13 protein-coding genes are annotated in these 13147 nt (G+C 65.0%); 5 read left to right on the forward strand and 8 right to left on the reverse strand.

All coding sequences use genetic code 11. The features are described 5' to 3' along the window. Window positions 1–12: 12 nt before the first annotated feature. Window positions 13–711, reverse strand: coding sequence for a dienelactone hydrolase family protein (locus ACFQ95_RS23145; protein WP_422834889.1), 699 nt, complete (start codon window positions 709–711; stop codon window positions 13–15). A 39-nt stretch (window positions 712–750) separates the two neighbouring features. Next, window positions 751–1350: a 2-hydroxychromene-2-carboxylate isomerase gene (locus tag ACFQ95_RS23150; protein WP_422834890.1), complete on the reverse strand. Its 600-nt coding sequence runs from the start codon at window positions 1348–1350 to the stop codon at window positions 751–753. Between the two features lie 188 nt (window positions 1351–1538). Here ACFQ95_RS23150 and ACFQ95_RS23155 point away from each other — a divergent pair, with 188 nt between their 5' ends. The 4 genes from ACFQ95_RS23155 to ACFQ95_RS23170 all read left to right on the forward strand — a co-directional run bounded on the left by ACFQ95_RS23155 (window position 1539) and on the right by ACFQ95_RS23170 (window position 4445). Then, window positions 1539–2309 (forward strand): SDR family oxidoreductase, encoded by a 771-nt coding sequence (locus tag ACFQ95_RS23155; protein ID WP_422834892.1) that lies wholly within the window; start codon window positions 1539–1541, stop codon window positions 2307–2309. Window positions 2310–2345: 36 nt separating this feature from the next. Next, window positions 2346–2984: a MarC family protein gene (locus ACFQ95_RS23160; RefSeq protein ID WP_422834894.1), complete on the forward strand. Its 639-nt coding sequence runs from the start codon at window positions 2346–2348 to the stop codon at window positions 2982–2984. 122 nt (window positions 2985–3106) lie between these two features. Then, complete coding sequence (locus ACFQ95_RS23165) at window positions 3107–3937, forward strand: hypothetical protein (protein WP_422834895.1); 831 nt, start codon at window positions 3107–3109, stop codon at window positions 3935–3937. A gap of 181 nt (window positions 3938–4118) precedes the next feature. Then, the gene (locus ACFQ95_RS23170) at window positions 4119–4445 is read left to right on the forward strand and encodes a glycine zipper domain-containing protein (RefSeq protein WP_422834897.1); all 327 of its coding nucleotides are present in this window, start codon (window positions 4119–4121) and stop codon (window positions 4443–4445) included. A gap of 140 nt (window positions 4446–4585) precedes the next feature. Here the strand turns inward: ACFQ95_RS23170 and ACFQ95_RS23175 are convergent, their stop codons facing one another. The 4 genes from ACFQ95_RS23175 to ACFQ95_RS23190 all read right to left on the reverse strand — a co-directional run bounded on the left by ACFQ95_RS23175 (window position 4586) and on the right by ACFQ95_RS23190 (window position 8267). Then, complete coding sequence (locus ACFQ95_RS23175; RefSeq protein ID WP_422834899.1) at window positions 4586–5206, reverse strand: ABC-type transport auxiliary lipoprotein family protein; 621 nt, start codon at window positions 5204–5206, stop codon at window positions 4586–4588. A 107-nt stretch (window positions 5207–5313) separates the two neighbouring features. Beyond that, entirely contained in the window at window positions 5314–6312 is a 999-nt protein-coding gene (locus ACFQ95_RS23180; RefSeq protein ID WP_422834900.1) for an MlaD family protein, read from the reverse strand. Further along, entirely contained in the window at window positions 6312–7133 is an 822-nt protein-coding gene (locus tag ACFQ95_RS23185) for an ABC transporter ATP-binding protein (RefSeq protein WP_422834902.1), read from the reverse strand. Before ACFQ95_RS23185 ends, ACFQ95_RS23180 begins: the two co-directional genes overlap by 1 nt. After that, a complete protein-coding gene (locus ACFQ95_RS23190; protein WP_422834904.1) occupies window positions 7134–8267 on the reverse strand; it encodes an MlaE family ABC transporter permease in 1134 nt (377 codons plus the stop codon). Between the two features lie 99 nt (window positions 8268–8366). Here ACFQ95_RS23190 and ACFQ95_RS23195 point away from each other — a divergent pair, with 99 nt between their 5' ends. Then, complete coding sequence (locus tag ACFQ95_RS23195; RefSeq protein ID WP_422834906.1) at window positions 8367–8951, forward strand: IMPACT family protein; 585 nt, start codon at window positions 8367–8369, stop codon at window positions 8949–8951. Between the two features lie 43 nt (window positions 8952–8994). Here the strand turns inward: ACFQ95_RS23195 and ACFQ95_RS23200 are convergent, their stop codons facing one another. Together ACFQ95_RS23200 and ACFQ95_RS23205 are read right to left on the reverse strand one after the other, a co-directional pair. After that, window positions 8995–12648 carry a molybdopterin cofactor-binding domain-containing protein gene (locus ACFQ95_RS23200; RefSeq protein WP_422834908.1) on the reverse strand — a complete coding sequence of 1218 codons (3654 nt, stop codon included), beginning with the start codon at window positions 12646–12648 and terminating at the stop codon, window positions 8995–8997. After that, window positions 12645–13133: a (2Fe-2S)-binding protein gene (locus tag ACFQ95_RS23205; protein ID WP_422834910.1), complete on the reverse strand. Its 489-nt coding sequence runs from the start codon at window positions 13131–13133 to the stop codon at window positions 12645–12647. Before ACFQ95_RS23205 ends, ACFQ95_RS23200 begins: the two co-directional genes overlap by 4 nt. Window positions 13134–13147 lie beyond the last annotated feature (14 nt).

A 13147-nucleotide genomic window follows, 5' to 3' on the forward strand; every position in this document is an offset into this window, starting at 1 on the left:
TCCTCAGGATGATCAGCCCACGTGTTTGGCGAAGAACGCCAGCGTGCGCTCCAGCGCGGTTGCGGCCGCAGCGGCGTTGTATGAGCCACGGTGGTCGCAGTTGAAGCCGTGGTCGGCGGCGTACAGGTGCACCGTCACCTCGGGGTGGGCTTTTTCAAACGCCTGCACCGATGGCACGCTGATGTGGGCATCCTGGTCACCAAAATGCGCCAGCACCGGCACCAGCGGTTTGCGGGCGATCTCAAGCTCGGTGGTGACACCGCCGCCGTAATAAGGCACGGCAGCGGCTAGGCCCTTGACGCCACCCACGCCACAGGCCGAGCGCCAGGTCAGCAAGCCACCCCAGCAATAACCCACGAGGCCCACCTTGCCGCCGCTGGTTTGGGCGGCGTAGTCGATGGCGGCCTGTATGTCTTGTTGCACACCGGGCAACGGCAAGGCTTCGATGGCGGCCTTCAGCGCCACGCCGGCCTGCATGTCGGGGCCGGTGTAGCCCAGTTCCACGTCGTCCTGTGTGCGGGTAAAGGTGGCCGGCGCCACGGCCAGGTAACCGGCGGCGGCATAACCGTCGGCCACGGCGCGGATGTGGGCGTTCACGCCAAAGATTTCTTGCAACACCACGATGGCGCCCTTGGGCGTGCCGGCGGGCTTGGCCACGTAGGCGGGGAAAGCTTTGCCGTCGGCGGCGGTGAGTTGAACGTAGGTCGACATGGTTTTCCTTTGAAGGTCGGACAAAAAAACAGAAACGGATCAGCCGGCCGCGAGCCGACGTTGCAGAAAATCAAGCCGGTCCTGGCCCCAGAACAACTCGCCGTCGACCACATAGGTCGGCGAGCCAAACACGCCGGCGGCAATGGCTTCTTCGGTGTGGGATTGGTAACGATGCAGCACTTCATCGGTTTGCGCTTGCACCAAACGCTCTGCGGGCAAACCGGCTTCGCGCAGCAGCCCGGCCAAGGCTTCGGGTGCGGCAATGTCGCGTTGCTCGGCCCACACCGCAGCGCCCACGCGCCCAGCCAGGTCCAGCGCAGCGGCTTCGCCGTCCTGCGAGGCCACGCTGGTGATGAGCTTGGCGGCAGGGTCGGAAGCCACCGGGAAATACTGCGGCTGCACATGCAGGGGCAGCCCCAGGAATGTGCTGTAGCGCTTCAACTCCAGCAGCCGGTACGCCTGCCGCTGCGGCGCACGCTGGGCCAGCGGCAAACCACCGGACACCGGAAACACCTGCGCCAAATCTACCGGGCGCACACGCACTTTTGCGCCGGTGGATTTGGCCAATGCAACGAAGCGGCTGTGGCCCAGGTAGAACCAGGGGCTGTGTGGAGCAAAGTAGTAGTCAATGGTGGGCATGGGATCTCGCAAGGCTGTTGGGACGGCGGATTTTGGAGCGCGCTCCACTGTAATAGTTTCAGCGCCGGCTCGCCTTCGACCTGTCGAAGACCCGGCCCCGCCACCTATGATCGCAGCCTATGATGTAACGCGCAGTAAAGCACGTCGTTTGCTGGCTTGTCATCCCTCTTTTGTTATGGAGTCTTGCCTTGAGTTCATCGGATTCTTCTCCGCAAAAAGTCTTGCTGATCACCGGCGCCAGCCGTGGCATCGGTGCCGCCACCGCCTTGCTGGCGGCGCAAAAAGGTTATGCCGTGGCGGTCAACTACACCGCCAATTCGCTCGCCGCCGATGAGGTGGTGCGGCAGATCCGCGCCCTGCCCGGCGGCCGCGCCATCAGCGTCAAGGCCGATGTGGCCAGTGAAGAACAAGTGCTGGCGATGTTTGCCCATGTGGACGCCAAGCTCGGCCCGCTGAGCGCGCTGGTGAACAACGCCGGCGTGGTGGACCAACCCTCGGACGTGGTCGACATGACGGGTGAGCGGCTGCGCCGTATGTTCGACATCAACGTGCTCGGCAGCCTTTATTGCGCGCGTGAAGCCGTGCGCCGCATGAGCACACGCCTAGGCGGCCAGGGCGGCGCCATCGTCAACGTGTCGAGCGCGGCCTCGCGCCTGGGCTCACCCCACCAGTATGTGGACTACGCAGCGGCCAAGGGGGCAATCGACGCCTTCACCATAGGCCTGGCCAAAGAGGTGGCCCATGAAGGCATTCGTGTCAACGCCGTGCGCCCGGGGCTGATTGAAACCGACATCCACGCCAGCGGCGGCCTGCCCAACCGGGTGCGCGACCTGCAACACCAGGTGCCCATGCAACGCGGCGGCACGGCGGAAGAAGTGGCGCAGGCGATTGTCTGGCTGTTGTCGCCCGAGGCCAGCTACACCACCATGTCCTTGATCGACGTGTCGGGCGCGCGTTAAAAACTCAGAAGCTGTTGACGATCTAAAGGCCACACCATGGATTTCAAACCGCTGATCACGCTGCTGGCCATCGTCAACCCGCTGGCCATCGTGCCGTTTTTCATCCACTACACCGAGAACTTTTCCGATGCGCAACGCAAGCGCACGGTGTGGGTGTCGGCGCTCAGCGCGTTCATGGTGATTGCGGTGTGTGCGTTACTGGGTTTGCAAATCCTCGACTTCTTCAACATCTCGCTGGCCAGCTTCCAGGTCGGCGGCGGCCTGCTGCTGATGCTCAACGCCATGTCCATGCTGAAAGCGCAGACCGCCGAGACCAAGTCCAACGCCGAAGAGTTGCGCGCGGCCGAAGACAAGGCCTCCATGGGCGCGTCCATCGCCGTCGTGCCGCTGACCATTCCCCTGCTCACCGGCCCGGCCACCATGTCCACCGTGGTGATTTATGCCGACCGCGCCAAGGACCTGTGGCAACTGGCCACGCTGGTGGGTTATGGCATGGTGATAGGCTTGGCGACGGCGCTGTGTTTTTCGCTGGCCGAGCCCATCGCCCGGGTACTGGGCAAAACCGGCATCAACGTGATGACACGCTTGATGGGTCTGATACTCGCCGCGCTGGCCGTGGAAGTGATGACGGACGGACTGCACAAGCTGTTCCCGATTCTCGGCAAAGGGCTGTAGCGCAAACGGCCCCGGCCCAGCCTTTTACAATCACGCCCCTCTTTGCGCATTTCCGGCGCCGCCTGGCGCGCCGGAAATCTCACCTTTTCCCGCGTTCCCCCTTTCCCGCCTCTCCCTGCCCCATGCAAATCACCGTCAACGAAGACCTGCTCGCCTACATCGACCCCCTGACCCCCGACGAATCCGCCGCGCTGGAGCGCAGCATCCTGGCCGAAGGCTGCCGCGATGCGCTGGTGCTGTGGGGCGACGTGCTGGTCGACGGCCACAACCGCTACCGCATCTGCACGCAGCACAACATCCCGTTCCAGACGGTGCAGAACACACGCTTCCAGTCTATGGAAGACGTGCACCTGTGGATGATTGAGCAGCACTTGGGCCGCCGCAGCGTCTCTGACTTTCAGCGCGGGGTGTTGGCCTTGCGCAAGAAGGAAATTCTGTTTGCACGCCAGAAGGCGGCACCGGCCGCCGCAGAACCCGCACCCGCCATTGAAGCGGCTGTCGAGGCAGCCACACCCCAAGAAGCCCCATTTGACACGACGGATGCCAAAGTGGCATCGCCCACGGAAGTCGCTGCCGCCATCCAGCCCTCGCTGTCGCGCGAAGCCCTGGCGCGCGAGGCCCGCGTCAGCAGCGCCACCATCAGCCAGATCGAAAAGATTCAGAAATCTGCCGCGCCTGAACTGGTAGAAGCCATACGCACCGGCACCATCTCCATCAGCACCGCCGCCACCGTGGCCGACCTGCCGGTGGAAGAACAGGTGGCCGCCGCCGCCGGTGGCAAAAAGGAACTGCAACTGGCCGCCCGCGAAGTGCGTGCCGCCAAGGCCGTGGCGCGCACCGAGCCGGAGTCTGCAGAAGGCATGATCGCCCGGCTGAAGCAGACGGTGGCCCGCCTCTCGGCCGAGAATGCCGCGCTGAAGGAAGAGATTGCGGCCTTGAAGGGCACGGCCTGACATGGCAAAGGCCTGATGCCGCAGGCCGCATCACAAAACGCAACGGTGGCGTGAAGCTTGTCCTACACGATGTTCATCTTGGGCTGACAGTGCCGCGCCAGCGGCCGGCCTAAAGTCGAGGTCTGGCACTGCCTGTGCCCTTGCTTCAAGCCCATTCAAGACCACCTGAAAGGATGAAATCATGGCCACCGCTGAACTGTTGAAGAACGACGCCACCCTGGGTGTGCACCAGATAGGCACCAGCCTGCACAACACCATAGACAGGGTGGCGGATCCTACACGCGCCGCAATTGACCGCGTCTCCAGCAACGCCCACGAATCGGTTGACCGCTGGTCGCAGCGCGCTGAAACCGCGACTGAAACGCTGTACAACCAGCGCCAGCGGCTGAGCCAGGCGCCGCGTCAGGCGCTGGCGCAGGCCAAGGAATTTGTCAGCGACCATCCCTTGCAGGCCGTAGGCGGTGCCCTGGTGCTGGGTTTGCTTGTGGGTTGGCTGCGCGGACGATGAAATCGATAACACACCATGAAAAAACCGACCTGAGGGTCGGTTTTTTCATGGGAAGAACAATCCATTGATACAGCCGATGTATGCAGAAGGTGAAGCCGTTGCCAGGCTTCAAAAAGGGCTGATGGACTGAATTCAGCGGCTTAATTCAGCGCGCCCAGCCACTGGTCCATCTCCAGCGCCAGCGCATCGGTTGCAGCGGCCAGGGCACGCACACCACCGGGCGCATCGGCACTGGGTGCGTCGCGCTGCACGCTGAACTGGCGTTGGGCCAGCAGCTTTTCACCATCCGGGCTCAACGCCACCACGGTCGCGCGCAGGCGCACCACGGCGGAGCTTGCCGCGGGCGCGGAAAACACCTGGCCAAACTCCAGCAGTTCCACGCGCAAGCCGCGTGGCAAAGCCCCAGCGTTGTTGAGTTGCGCCTGGCCCTCGGCCTCGCTCACCACCGGGCGGTTCTGGCTCAGCAGGTTGCGCAGGCGCTGGTCGACCAACAACGCGGGCGCCATCGCCCAACGCGACTCGGCGTAGGGCCGTAACTGCTGGTCGTTGGCATAGGCCAGCCGGTACAACATCGCGTTACTGCCTTCCAATGGACCATGAGCTTCGATGGCGGACATGGCCAGCGGGCTCAGGTTCGCCGCCTTGGGGGCTGCGGGAGCCGGTCCGGCGCTGGGCATAGCGCCCAGATCAAACAAGGTTGGGCGCGTCGGTTTGTCCGGCAGCACCGAGCAGGCCGCAAGCGCCCAGACCGCGCCGGCCAAAAGAACGGAACGGAAAAGGCCTGAAACGCATTCTGGACGAGCGTAGGGCGCTATATTTTTTAATGCAATTTTCGGCATGGCGTTGGACCGATGGTTCAGGGCTGACTTCATGGTTTCACCTCGGGCGCAACAAAGCCGCTCTCGCCCGGGCCGGGCCGCAAGGCGCCGTCGCCAAACAACAGGCTTTGCGGGTTGTCATTGATTTGATTGGCGGTGCGCCCCAGGCGGCGGGCGGTGGCGGCGGTTTGGTCGGCGGCGTTGTTCACACGTGGCAGCGTGATGGTGTTGAAGTTGCCGGCCGCGCGGCCGAACTGCGCCGCACCGTCGTTCAGGCGGTCGATGGCACCACCCTTGACACTCAGGCGGCGCACGATTTCATCCACATCGGCCAGGGTTTTCTGCGCCTCCTCGGCAGCGCCCTGCAGCGACCCCATGGCTTTGCGGGTATCGGCCGTGAGCGCCGGGACTTGCTCCAGCGCCGGCCCTATCTGGGTGCTGAGCGCAGTCTCCAGGCCGGTCGCAAGCCGGGTCAGGCTACGCGCGGTCTGGCCAGCGTCCTTGGCCAGCGCGCCGGTGTTGGACAACACATCCATCAGCACTTTCTGGTTGTTGTCGCTGAGCAGCTTGGTGAGTTGCAGCGAGACATCGTCCAACTGCGACAGAATCTTTGGTGCCTGGTCAGCCAGTTTGGCCAGTTGTGAACTTTCCAGCGGCAGCCGGGGGATGCCACTGGCGCCCGCTGGAATCGGCGGCACCGGGCGCGGGCTTTCATCCAGCAGCACAAACGCCAGGCCGGTAATGCCCTGGAAGTTGAGCGAGGCCACGGTGTTGGGGCTCAGCGGGGTGGTGTCGTCGACCGTGATGCGGATCAGCACATTGCCCACCACATCGGGGTCAAATCCGATGTAGCTGACCTTGCCCACCGACACCCCGCGAAACCGCACCGGCGCCTGCAGTTGCAGCCCGGTCACCGAGTCGTGTGAGGACAATTCGTACAGGTGGCTACTGCCCTTGTCACGGGTAAGCCACACGGCCAGCCCGATCAACATGGCCGTGACCACCAGCACAAAAGCACCGGCGGCCATGGCGTGGGATTTGTTCTCCATCAGACGTTCTCCTTCGTTGGCAGCGCTGGCAAATCTGACATGGCGCGCCGCCCGCGTTCACCCAGAAAGAAATGCTGGATGAACGGATGTTCCAGCGCCACCACTTCAGCCGGTGGCGCAACAATCAAAACCTTTTTCTCGGCCAACACCGCCACCCGCGTGCTCAGCGCAAACAGTGTGTCGAGGTCGTGTGTGACCATCACCACGGTGAGGCCCAATTCCTGATGCAACGAGCGCAGCAAGTCGACAAACTCGTCCGACCCATTCGGGTCCAGCCCGGCCGTGGGTTCGTCGAGCAACAGCAAGGGCGGGTCCATGATCAGCGCACGCGCCAAGGCGACGCGTTTGATCATGCCACCCGACAGGTCGGCCGGCATCTTGTCGGCATGCTCGGGGCCCAAGCCAACCATCTGCAGCTTCACCAGGGCCGCGTCGCGCACCAGCGCATCGGGCAGGGTTTTCAGCTCGCGCAAGGCAAAGGCAATGTTCTCCAACACGGTGAACGCCGAATACAAGGCGCCCTGCTGGAACAACATGCCCATGCGGCTGGCCGCATTGTTGCCATCACTTTCGCTGAGTTCACCCGAGGGCTCGCCCATCACCGTGACCGTGCCCTTGAACGGCCGCTCCAGCCCCAGAATCTGCCGCAGCAGCACGGTCTTGCCAGTGCCCGAGCCGCCGACCAGCGTCAGGATCTCACCCTTGTGCACTTGCAACGCCAGGTCTTGGTGGATCACCACCTGGTGCTCGCCGCTGCCGAAGGCGGTCCACAGGCCCTGGATGTCGACCACGTTGTCGGCGCGGGGAGTGGATGTGTCCATCTAGATCCCCACGTTCTTGAACAGCACGGCAAACAAGGCATCGACCAGAATCACCACCGTGATCGAGGTCACCACCGAGGCCGTGGTGCCGGCGCCCAGGCTTTGTGTGTTGGGCTCTACACGCAGGCCGTAGTGGCAACCCACCAGCGCGATCAACACCCCAAACACCACCGACTTGCCCACCGCCAGCGTGAGATTCGAAACACTCACCGCGGCTGGCAGGGCCGACATGAAATACGCCGGCGATATGCCTAGTGCCAGATCAGACGCCAACACGCCGCCCGCCAGTGCCGCCAGTGAAGTCCAGACCGCGATCAGCGGCATGCCTATGGCCAAGGCGAGGGCGCGCGGCATGACCAGCCGGTAGCCGTGCGCAATACCCATCACCCGCATCGCGTCCAATTCTTCGGTGACACGCATCACGCCAATCTGCGCCGTGATGGCCGAACCGGAGCGGCCTGCAATCAAAATGGCCGCCAGCAAGGGACCCAGTTCGCGGATCAGCGAAATCCCCAGAATGTTGACGATAAAGGCCTCGGCGCCGAACTGACGCAACTGGCTGGACATCAGATACGCCAGCACCACACCAATCAAAAAGCCCACCAGGGCGGTGATGGGCAGGGCCATGGTGCCCATCTGGAACAAGTGACCCGACACATCACGCCAGGGCCCGGCCGCGGGCTTGCGCGCCAGGCGCAGCAGGTCCAGCAGCAACTGGCCGACGATGCGCACCAGATCGTGCAAATGGTCTACACCGGCCAGCACCCAAAGACCCAACCGGTTGACCATGGCCATGAACCCGCCAGACTGCGCCGTGGGCACGGGCGCCTGGGTGAAACGGGCCACACGCTCCAACATACTGCGCTGGTCTGCGGACAGCTGCAGCCGCGCGGGCCATGCACGGCCCCAGTGGTTCCACAGCAGTTGCGCCCCGACGTGGTCCAGCCGCTCGACCGAAGCCAGATCCCATCCCTGGTTCTGCGCCGCTGGATACGCGGCAAGCGCCTTGGCCACGCCGCGCCAAACCTTGGGCTGCGCCAATTCGGCCGACGCCCATCGCCCGCTCAAGCGCGCCACCGCCCCTTCGGCGGTGTCTTGTCTTGCAATTTGCGGGGTTGCTTCCTCGTTAGGCAAACGCTGGTTCCTCAACAAATATCAAGCTGTGCATACGCGTATCCTATCAACCCCTTGCCATTCGCCGACAAAGCCCCCTTGGCGCACCACCCATCCCTTATGCCGCAAACCCTTTCCGCTCCCAGCCACAGCGAGATTCTGATCCGCAAGAGCCGCTTCATCGGCTGCGTGCAGCCCGTGGCGGACCGCGCCGCCGCACTCGCCACGGTGTCGCGCCTGCACCAGGAGCATCCCGGCGCAGCCCACGTGTGCTGGGCCTTGCTGGCCGGAGGTGACTCGGCCGCGGTGGACGACGGCGAACCCGGCGGCACGGCCGGTCGTCCCATGCTGGCGGTATTGCGCCACCACGACCTCGACGGCGTGATGGCGACGGTGGTGCGCTACTTTGGCGGCGTCAAGCTGGGTGCGGGTGGTTTGGTGCGCGCCTATACCGATGCCGTCGCCCAGGCCTTGCAGACGGCCACCAAGGTGCCGCTGCAGCGGCAAAAGCAGTTGTGCTGCAGTGTGCCGTTTGCGCTGGAAGGTTTGGTACGCCGCGAGATCGACAGCGCCGGCGCCACCCTGGGCGAGGTGTTGCACGGCAGTGTGGTGCAACTGCATTTCAGCCTGCCTGAACCCGAGGTCGCGGCCTTTGTGGCGCGCTTGAGCCACGTGGGGCAGGGGCGCCTGGGCTGGTCAGACTAGCGCCACAACAAAGCGCCAACACAAGCGTTGTGGCGCCAGAAACTCAGTCAGCCGCTCTTGGTGCCGCACGCAGCCGCGCAATATCGGTCGGAAGATCTGGCCAAGCCGGCTTGTCGGGCGCAAAACGTTGGCGCATATAACGCGCCAGGCTGTCGATCTGCGTATCGCTGAGGTTGTGGCGGAACGCGGGCATAAAGCCGATGTCGCGGCTGGCCGGGTGCTGAACGCCGTCGAGTATGGTGCGCAGCAGGTTGTCGGGCCGGTCGCTGTGTATGTTGCTGTTCAGCGCCAGCGGTGTGTTCACGCCCAGCAGCTTGGGGCCGTCGCCATCGTGGTGGCAGGCGCTGCAGGCGCCGTCGAACAAACGCTGGCCCGGGCCCAGCAACTGGGACTGCTGTTGGGCGGCTTGCGCCACCACTTTTTGCGCCTGCGCCGTGGCGTCTTGGGGAGCCGTATTGAACGAGCCCAGGTAGGTCGCCATCGCACGGATATCTTCATCGGGCAGCGCCGCCAACTCGCGCACCACCGGCGCCATGGGCCCGTTGGCCACGCCATGCTGTTGGCTGTGGCCGTGGCGCAGGTAGCGGTACAACTCGGCCGTGCTCCACGGCACCGGCGCCTTGGACAAGCCGGTCAACGCGGGCGCTTCCCAGCCGTCGATCAAGGCACCCGACAAAAAGGCCTGGCCGCCCTGCTCCGCCCCCAGTGCATTGCGCGGTGTGTGGCAGGCACCGCAATGGCCCACACCATTGACCAGATAGGCACCACGGTTCCATTCGGCGCTTTGTGTGGGCACGGGCTGGTAAGGCGTCGCATCGTGGAACAAGGCGTTCCAGCCGGCCATCAGCGGGCGCAGGCTAAACGGAAAATGCAGCTCGGCCGGTGGCGTGGGCGCGTGCACCGCCGGCTGCGCCATCAGGTAGGCGTAAAGCGCTTGTAAGTCGTCGTCGTTGATCTTGGCAAACGCGGTGTAGGGGAAGGCCGGGTACAGGTGACGCCCATCGCGTGAGATGCCTTCACGCATGGCGCGTTGAAAGGCACTGAACGACCACTGGCCCATGCCGGTGGCGACATCGGGCGTGAGGTTGCTGGTGTAGATGCGGCCAAACGGCGTCTCCATGGCGCGGCCACCGGTATTGGCCTGGCCACCCGGCGCGGTGTGGCAGACCACGCAGTCGCCCGCAGCGGCGAGCAGGCGGCCACGCTCTATGGTCGCGGCGGTGTAGACCGATGTGCCAGCCGTTTGCACCATGGGCGCCAGCGCCGGACGCCAGCCCAGTATGCCGGCCAGCAAACCCACGGCGCCCGCACCCAGCGCAGCCGCCCAGGCCCAGCGGCTGCGTGCACGTGGCCAGGGTGTATTGGCGGACAACGCAGCGGGCAGCGACAACGGCGCAACGGGACTCACCTCATCGGCCGCTTGTTGTGTGGGCTCGGGAGCTGGCAGCGGATGCAACGCCGCACGCACCACCTCGGGGGTGAACGGTGGCTGGCGAAAACGCACACCCGTGGCGTCGAAGATGGCGTTGGCAATCGCCGCCGTGCCCGGCACCGAGGCTGATTCACCCGCGCCCAGCAGCGGCTCGCCGGGGCGCGGCATGGTCATCACCTCGACCACCGGCACCTCGCGGAAGCTCAGGATCGGGTAGCTGCCCCATTCGCGGTTGGCCACCACATTGGTCTGCGGCTCAAACGCCACCTGTTCCTTGAGTGCACGGCTGGTGGTTTGCAGCACATTGCCATGCACCTGGTGCTCAACCCCCGCCGGGTTGACCATCAGCCCCGCGTCGTGCCCCACCACCACGCGGCGCACGTGCACCTCGCCGGTTTTGCGGTTCACTTCCACATCGGCCACCCAGGCGGCCCAGGCGGCGCCGAAGCCGGGCCATTTGCTGTGGATGTAGCGTGCGTAGGCGAAGCCCTGGCCGTGCAGGATGTCGCCGTCCTGCGCCTGTTGCTGCGGCTCGGTATGCGGTAACCAACCGGCGCGGTCGGCGGTGGCCTGCACCAATTCGGCGGCGCGTGGGTCTTGCAGGTAACGCAGGCGGTAGGCCACGGGGTCGACCCCGGCGGCGCTGGCCAGTTCGTCGATGTAGGACTCGTGCGCAAACGAGTTCGGCAGCGCCGACACGCCACGCAGCCACGAGGCGCGCACGATGGGCGGCATGTCGTTGACGGCCACACGCAGGTTGTCAAACGCATACGGCGGGCGCGCCGTGCGGTCACCCATCTCAAACGCCTGGGCCACGGGTTCAATCGTGCGCGTAAGCAGCAGCGCCAGCGTGGGCGCGCCGTTCGATGGGTACGAGGTCTGGAAGTCGTAGGCGGCCACCGAGCCATCGGCCTGCAAACCGCCGTTCACCTCCATCAACTGCGCCGCGCCCTTGGGTTCCCACAGGTGCTCTTGTTCACGCGTGAGCTGCACCCGCACCGGGGCGCCCACGGCGCGCGACAGCAGCACCGCATCGGCCGCCACGTCGTCGGCGCCGTTGCGGCCGTAGCAGCCTGCGGCCTCCATACGCACCACGTCTATGGCCACATCGGTCAGGCCGGTGAGGCGCGCCAGGTCGGCGCGCAACACATGCGGGTTTTGTGTGCCGGCCCACACGGTCAACTTCTGATCTTGCCAATCCGCCACGGCGCACGACGGGCCGATAGACGCGTGCATCTGGTACGGCCAGACATAGGTGCGTGTCATGGGCTCGGCCACACCCGCCAGCGCGGCATCCACATCACCTTCGTTCACCAGTTCACGGCGCGTCGCCGGGTTGGTGCGAATGGCTTGCGCCAGGTCTTGTGTATTGGGCAAACCAGGCCAGGGTTTCCAGTGCAGCTGCAATTCAAGCAGCGCTTGTTCGGCCTGCTCTTCACGCTCGGCGACGATGCCCACAAAGTCGCGGATCACCACCACCGCACGAATGCCGGGGATGTGCGCGATCGAGCGTTCGTCTACCGAGGCCAAGGTGTTGCCTATGAAGTCGCCGTGGTCGGCCCCCGCATACGGTGGGCGTACCACACGGCCGTGCAACATGCCGGGCACCCGCATGTCGTGCACAAAGGCCAGTTCAGCAAAAGCTTTGGCCGGAATATCGACACGCGGCACCGAGGTGCCGACCACGCGGTAGTCTTGGGGCGACTTCAGCGGCGTGCTGGGGTCGAGCAACAGTTCTGTGTGCTGGCTGCCCACCAGTTCACCCAGGCCTATGCTGCGCTCGGGCTGTGCGCTGCTGCTCACCTGGCCGGCGCGCAGGCTCAAACTTTCCAGCGGCGCCTTCAGCGCCACGCTGGCACAGGCCAGCAACCAATGGCGTGCTTGCGCCGCCGCGATGCGCAAGGGTTGTGCGTGGATTTGCAGCGAAGAACTGGCAATGGTGGCGCCCTGGTTGGGCACGGCGCCGGTGTCGCCCAGGCGCATGAACACTTGGGCCAGCGGCACATCCAACTCTTCGGCCACCACCTGCGCCAAGGCGGTGCGGATGCCGGTGCCCAGGTCCACATGGCCGTTGAGCGCGTTGATGCTGCCGTCGGGCCACACGGCCAGCAGAATCTCCAAGCCCTCCACCGGGTTGGCGGGCACGGCGGCGGGCTGGCCTTTGGCTGGTGGCGGCGGCGCGGGCGGATCGCGCACCACCAGCAGCACGGCGGGTGCGGAGCGAAAATCGGCGCGGCTGCGCGGGGTCTGGGCCGCCAGGATCATGACGCGGTGTTTCCTGTCGTGGCCATCAACAGCGCTGCGCGGTGCACCGCCTGCAGAATTTCCAGATGCGTGCCACAACGGCACAGATTGCCCGAGAGTTCGCGGCGAATATCGTCATCCGTGGGCGTGGGGTTACGCGCCAACAGGGCTGCGGCCATCATCACCATGCCGTTTAAACAATAGCCACACTGCGCCGCCTGCGCATCGATAAACGCCTGCTGCACCGGGTGTGCCTGGCCCCGGTGACCGAGTCCTTCGAGGGTGGTGATCTCGCGCCCACAGACACCATGTGCCGGGATCACACAGGCGCGTGCGGCCGTGCCGTCCACCAGCACCGTGCATGCACCACACTGCCCCAGGCCACAGCCGTATTTGGGACCGTTAAGCCCCAGGTCGTTGCGCAGCAGTTGCAGCAGCGTGACCTGGGCCGAGGCCTCCAGGGTACGCGCCTGGCCGTTGACGGTGAGCGACAGGGGGGCGGGCACTTCGCTTGCAGGCG

The sequence above is a fragment of the Variovorax sp. HJSM1_2 genome, assembly GCF_049316285.1.
In the GTDB taxonomy this organism is placed as follows: Bacteria; Pseudomonadota; Gammaproteobacteria; order Burkholderiales; family Burkholderiaceae_C; genus Rhodoferax_B.

Excerpts from the sequence above, each read along its gene's own strand:
- ACFQ95_RS23145 (WP_422834889.1), bottom strand. The coding sequence starts at position 711 with ATGTCGACCTACGTTCAACTCACCGCCGCCGACGGCAAAGCTTTCCCC.
- ACFQ95_RS23150 (WP_422834890.1), bottom strand. The coding sequence starts at position 1,350 with ATGCCCACCATTGACTACTACTTTGCTCCACACAGCCCCTGGTTCTAC.
- ACFQ95_RS23160 (WP_422834894.1), top strand. The coding sequence starts at position 2,346 with ATGGATTTCAAACCGCTGATCACGCTGCTGGCCATCGTCAACCCGCTG.
- ACFQ95_RS23165 (WP_422834895.1), top strand. The coding sequence starts at position 3,107 with ATGCAAATCACCGTCAACGAAGACCTGCTCGCCTACATCGACCCCCTG.
- ACFQ95_RS23170 (WP_422834897.1), top strand. The coding sequence starts at position 4,119 with ATGGCCACCGCTGAACTGTTGAAGAACGACGCCACCCTGGGTGTGCAC.
- ACFQ95_RS23180 (WP_422834900.1), bottom strand. The coding sequence starts at position 6,312 with ATGGAGAACAAATCCCACGCCATGGCCGCCGGTGCTTTTGTGCTGGTG.
- ACFQ95_RS23185 (WP_422834902.1), bottom strand. The coding sequence starts at position 7,133 with ATGGACACATCCACTCCCCGCGCCGACAACGTGGTCGACATCCAGGGC.
- ACFQ95_RS23195 (WP_422834906.1), top strand. The coding sequence starts at position 8,367 with ATGCCGCAAACCCTTTCCGCTCCCAGCCACAGCGAGATTCTGATCCGC.
- ACFQ95_RS23200 (WP_422834908.1), bottom strand. The coding sequence starts at position 12,648 with ATGATCCTGGCGGCCCAGACCCCGCGCAGCCGCGCCGATTTTCGCTCC.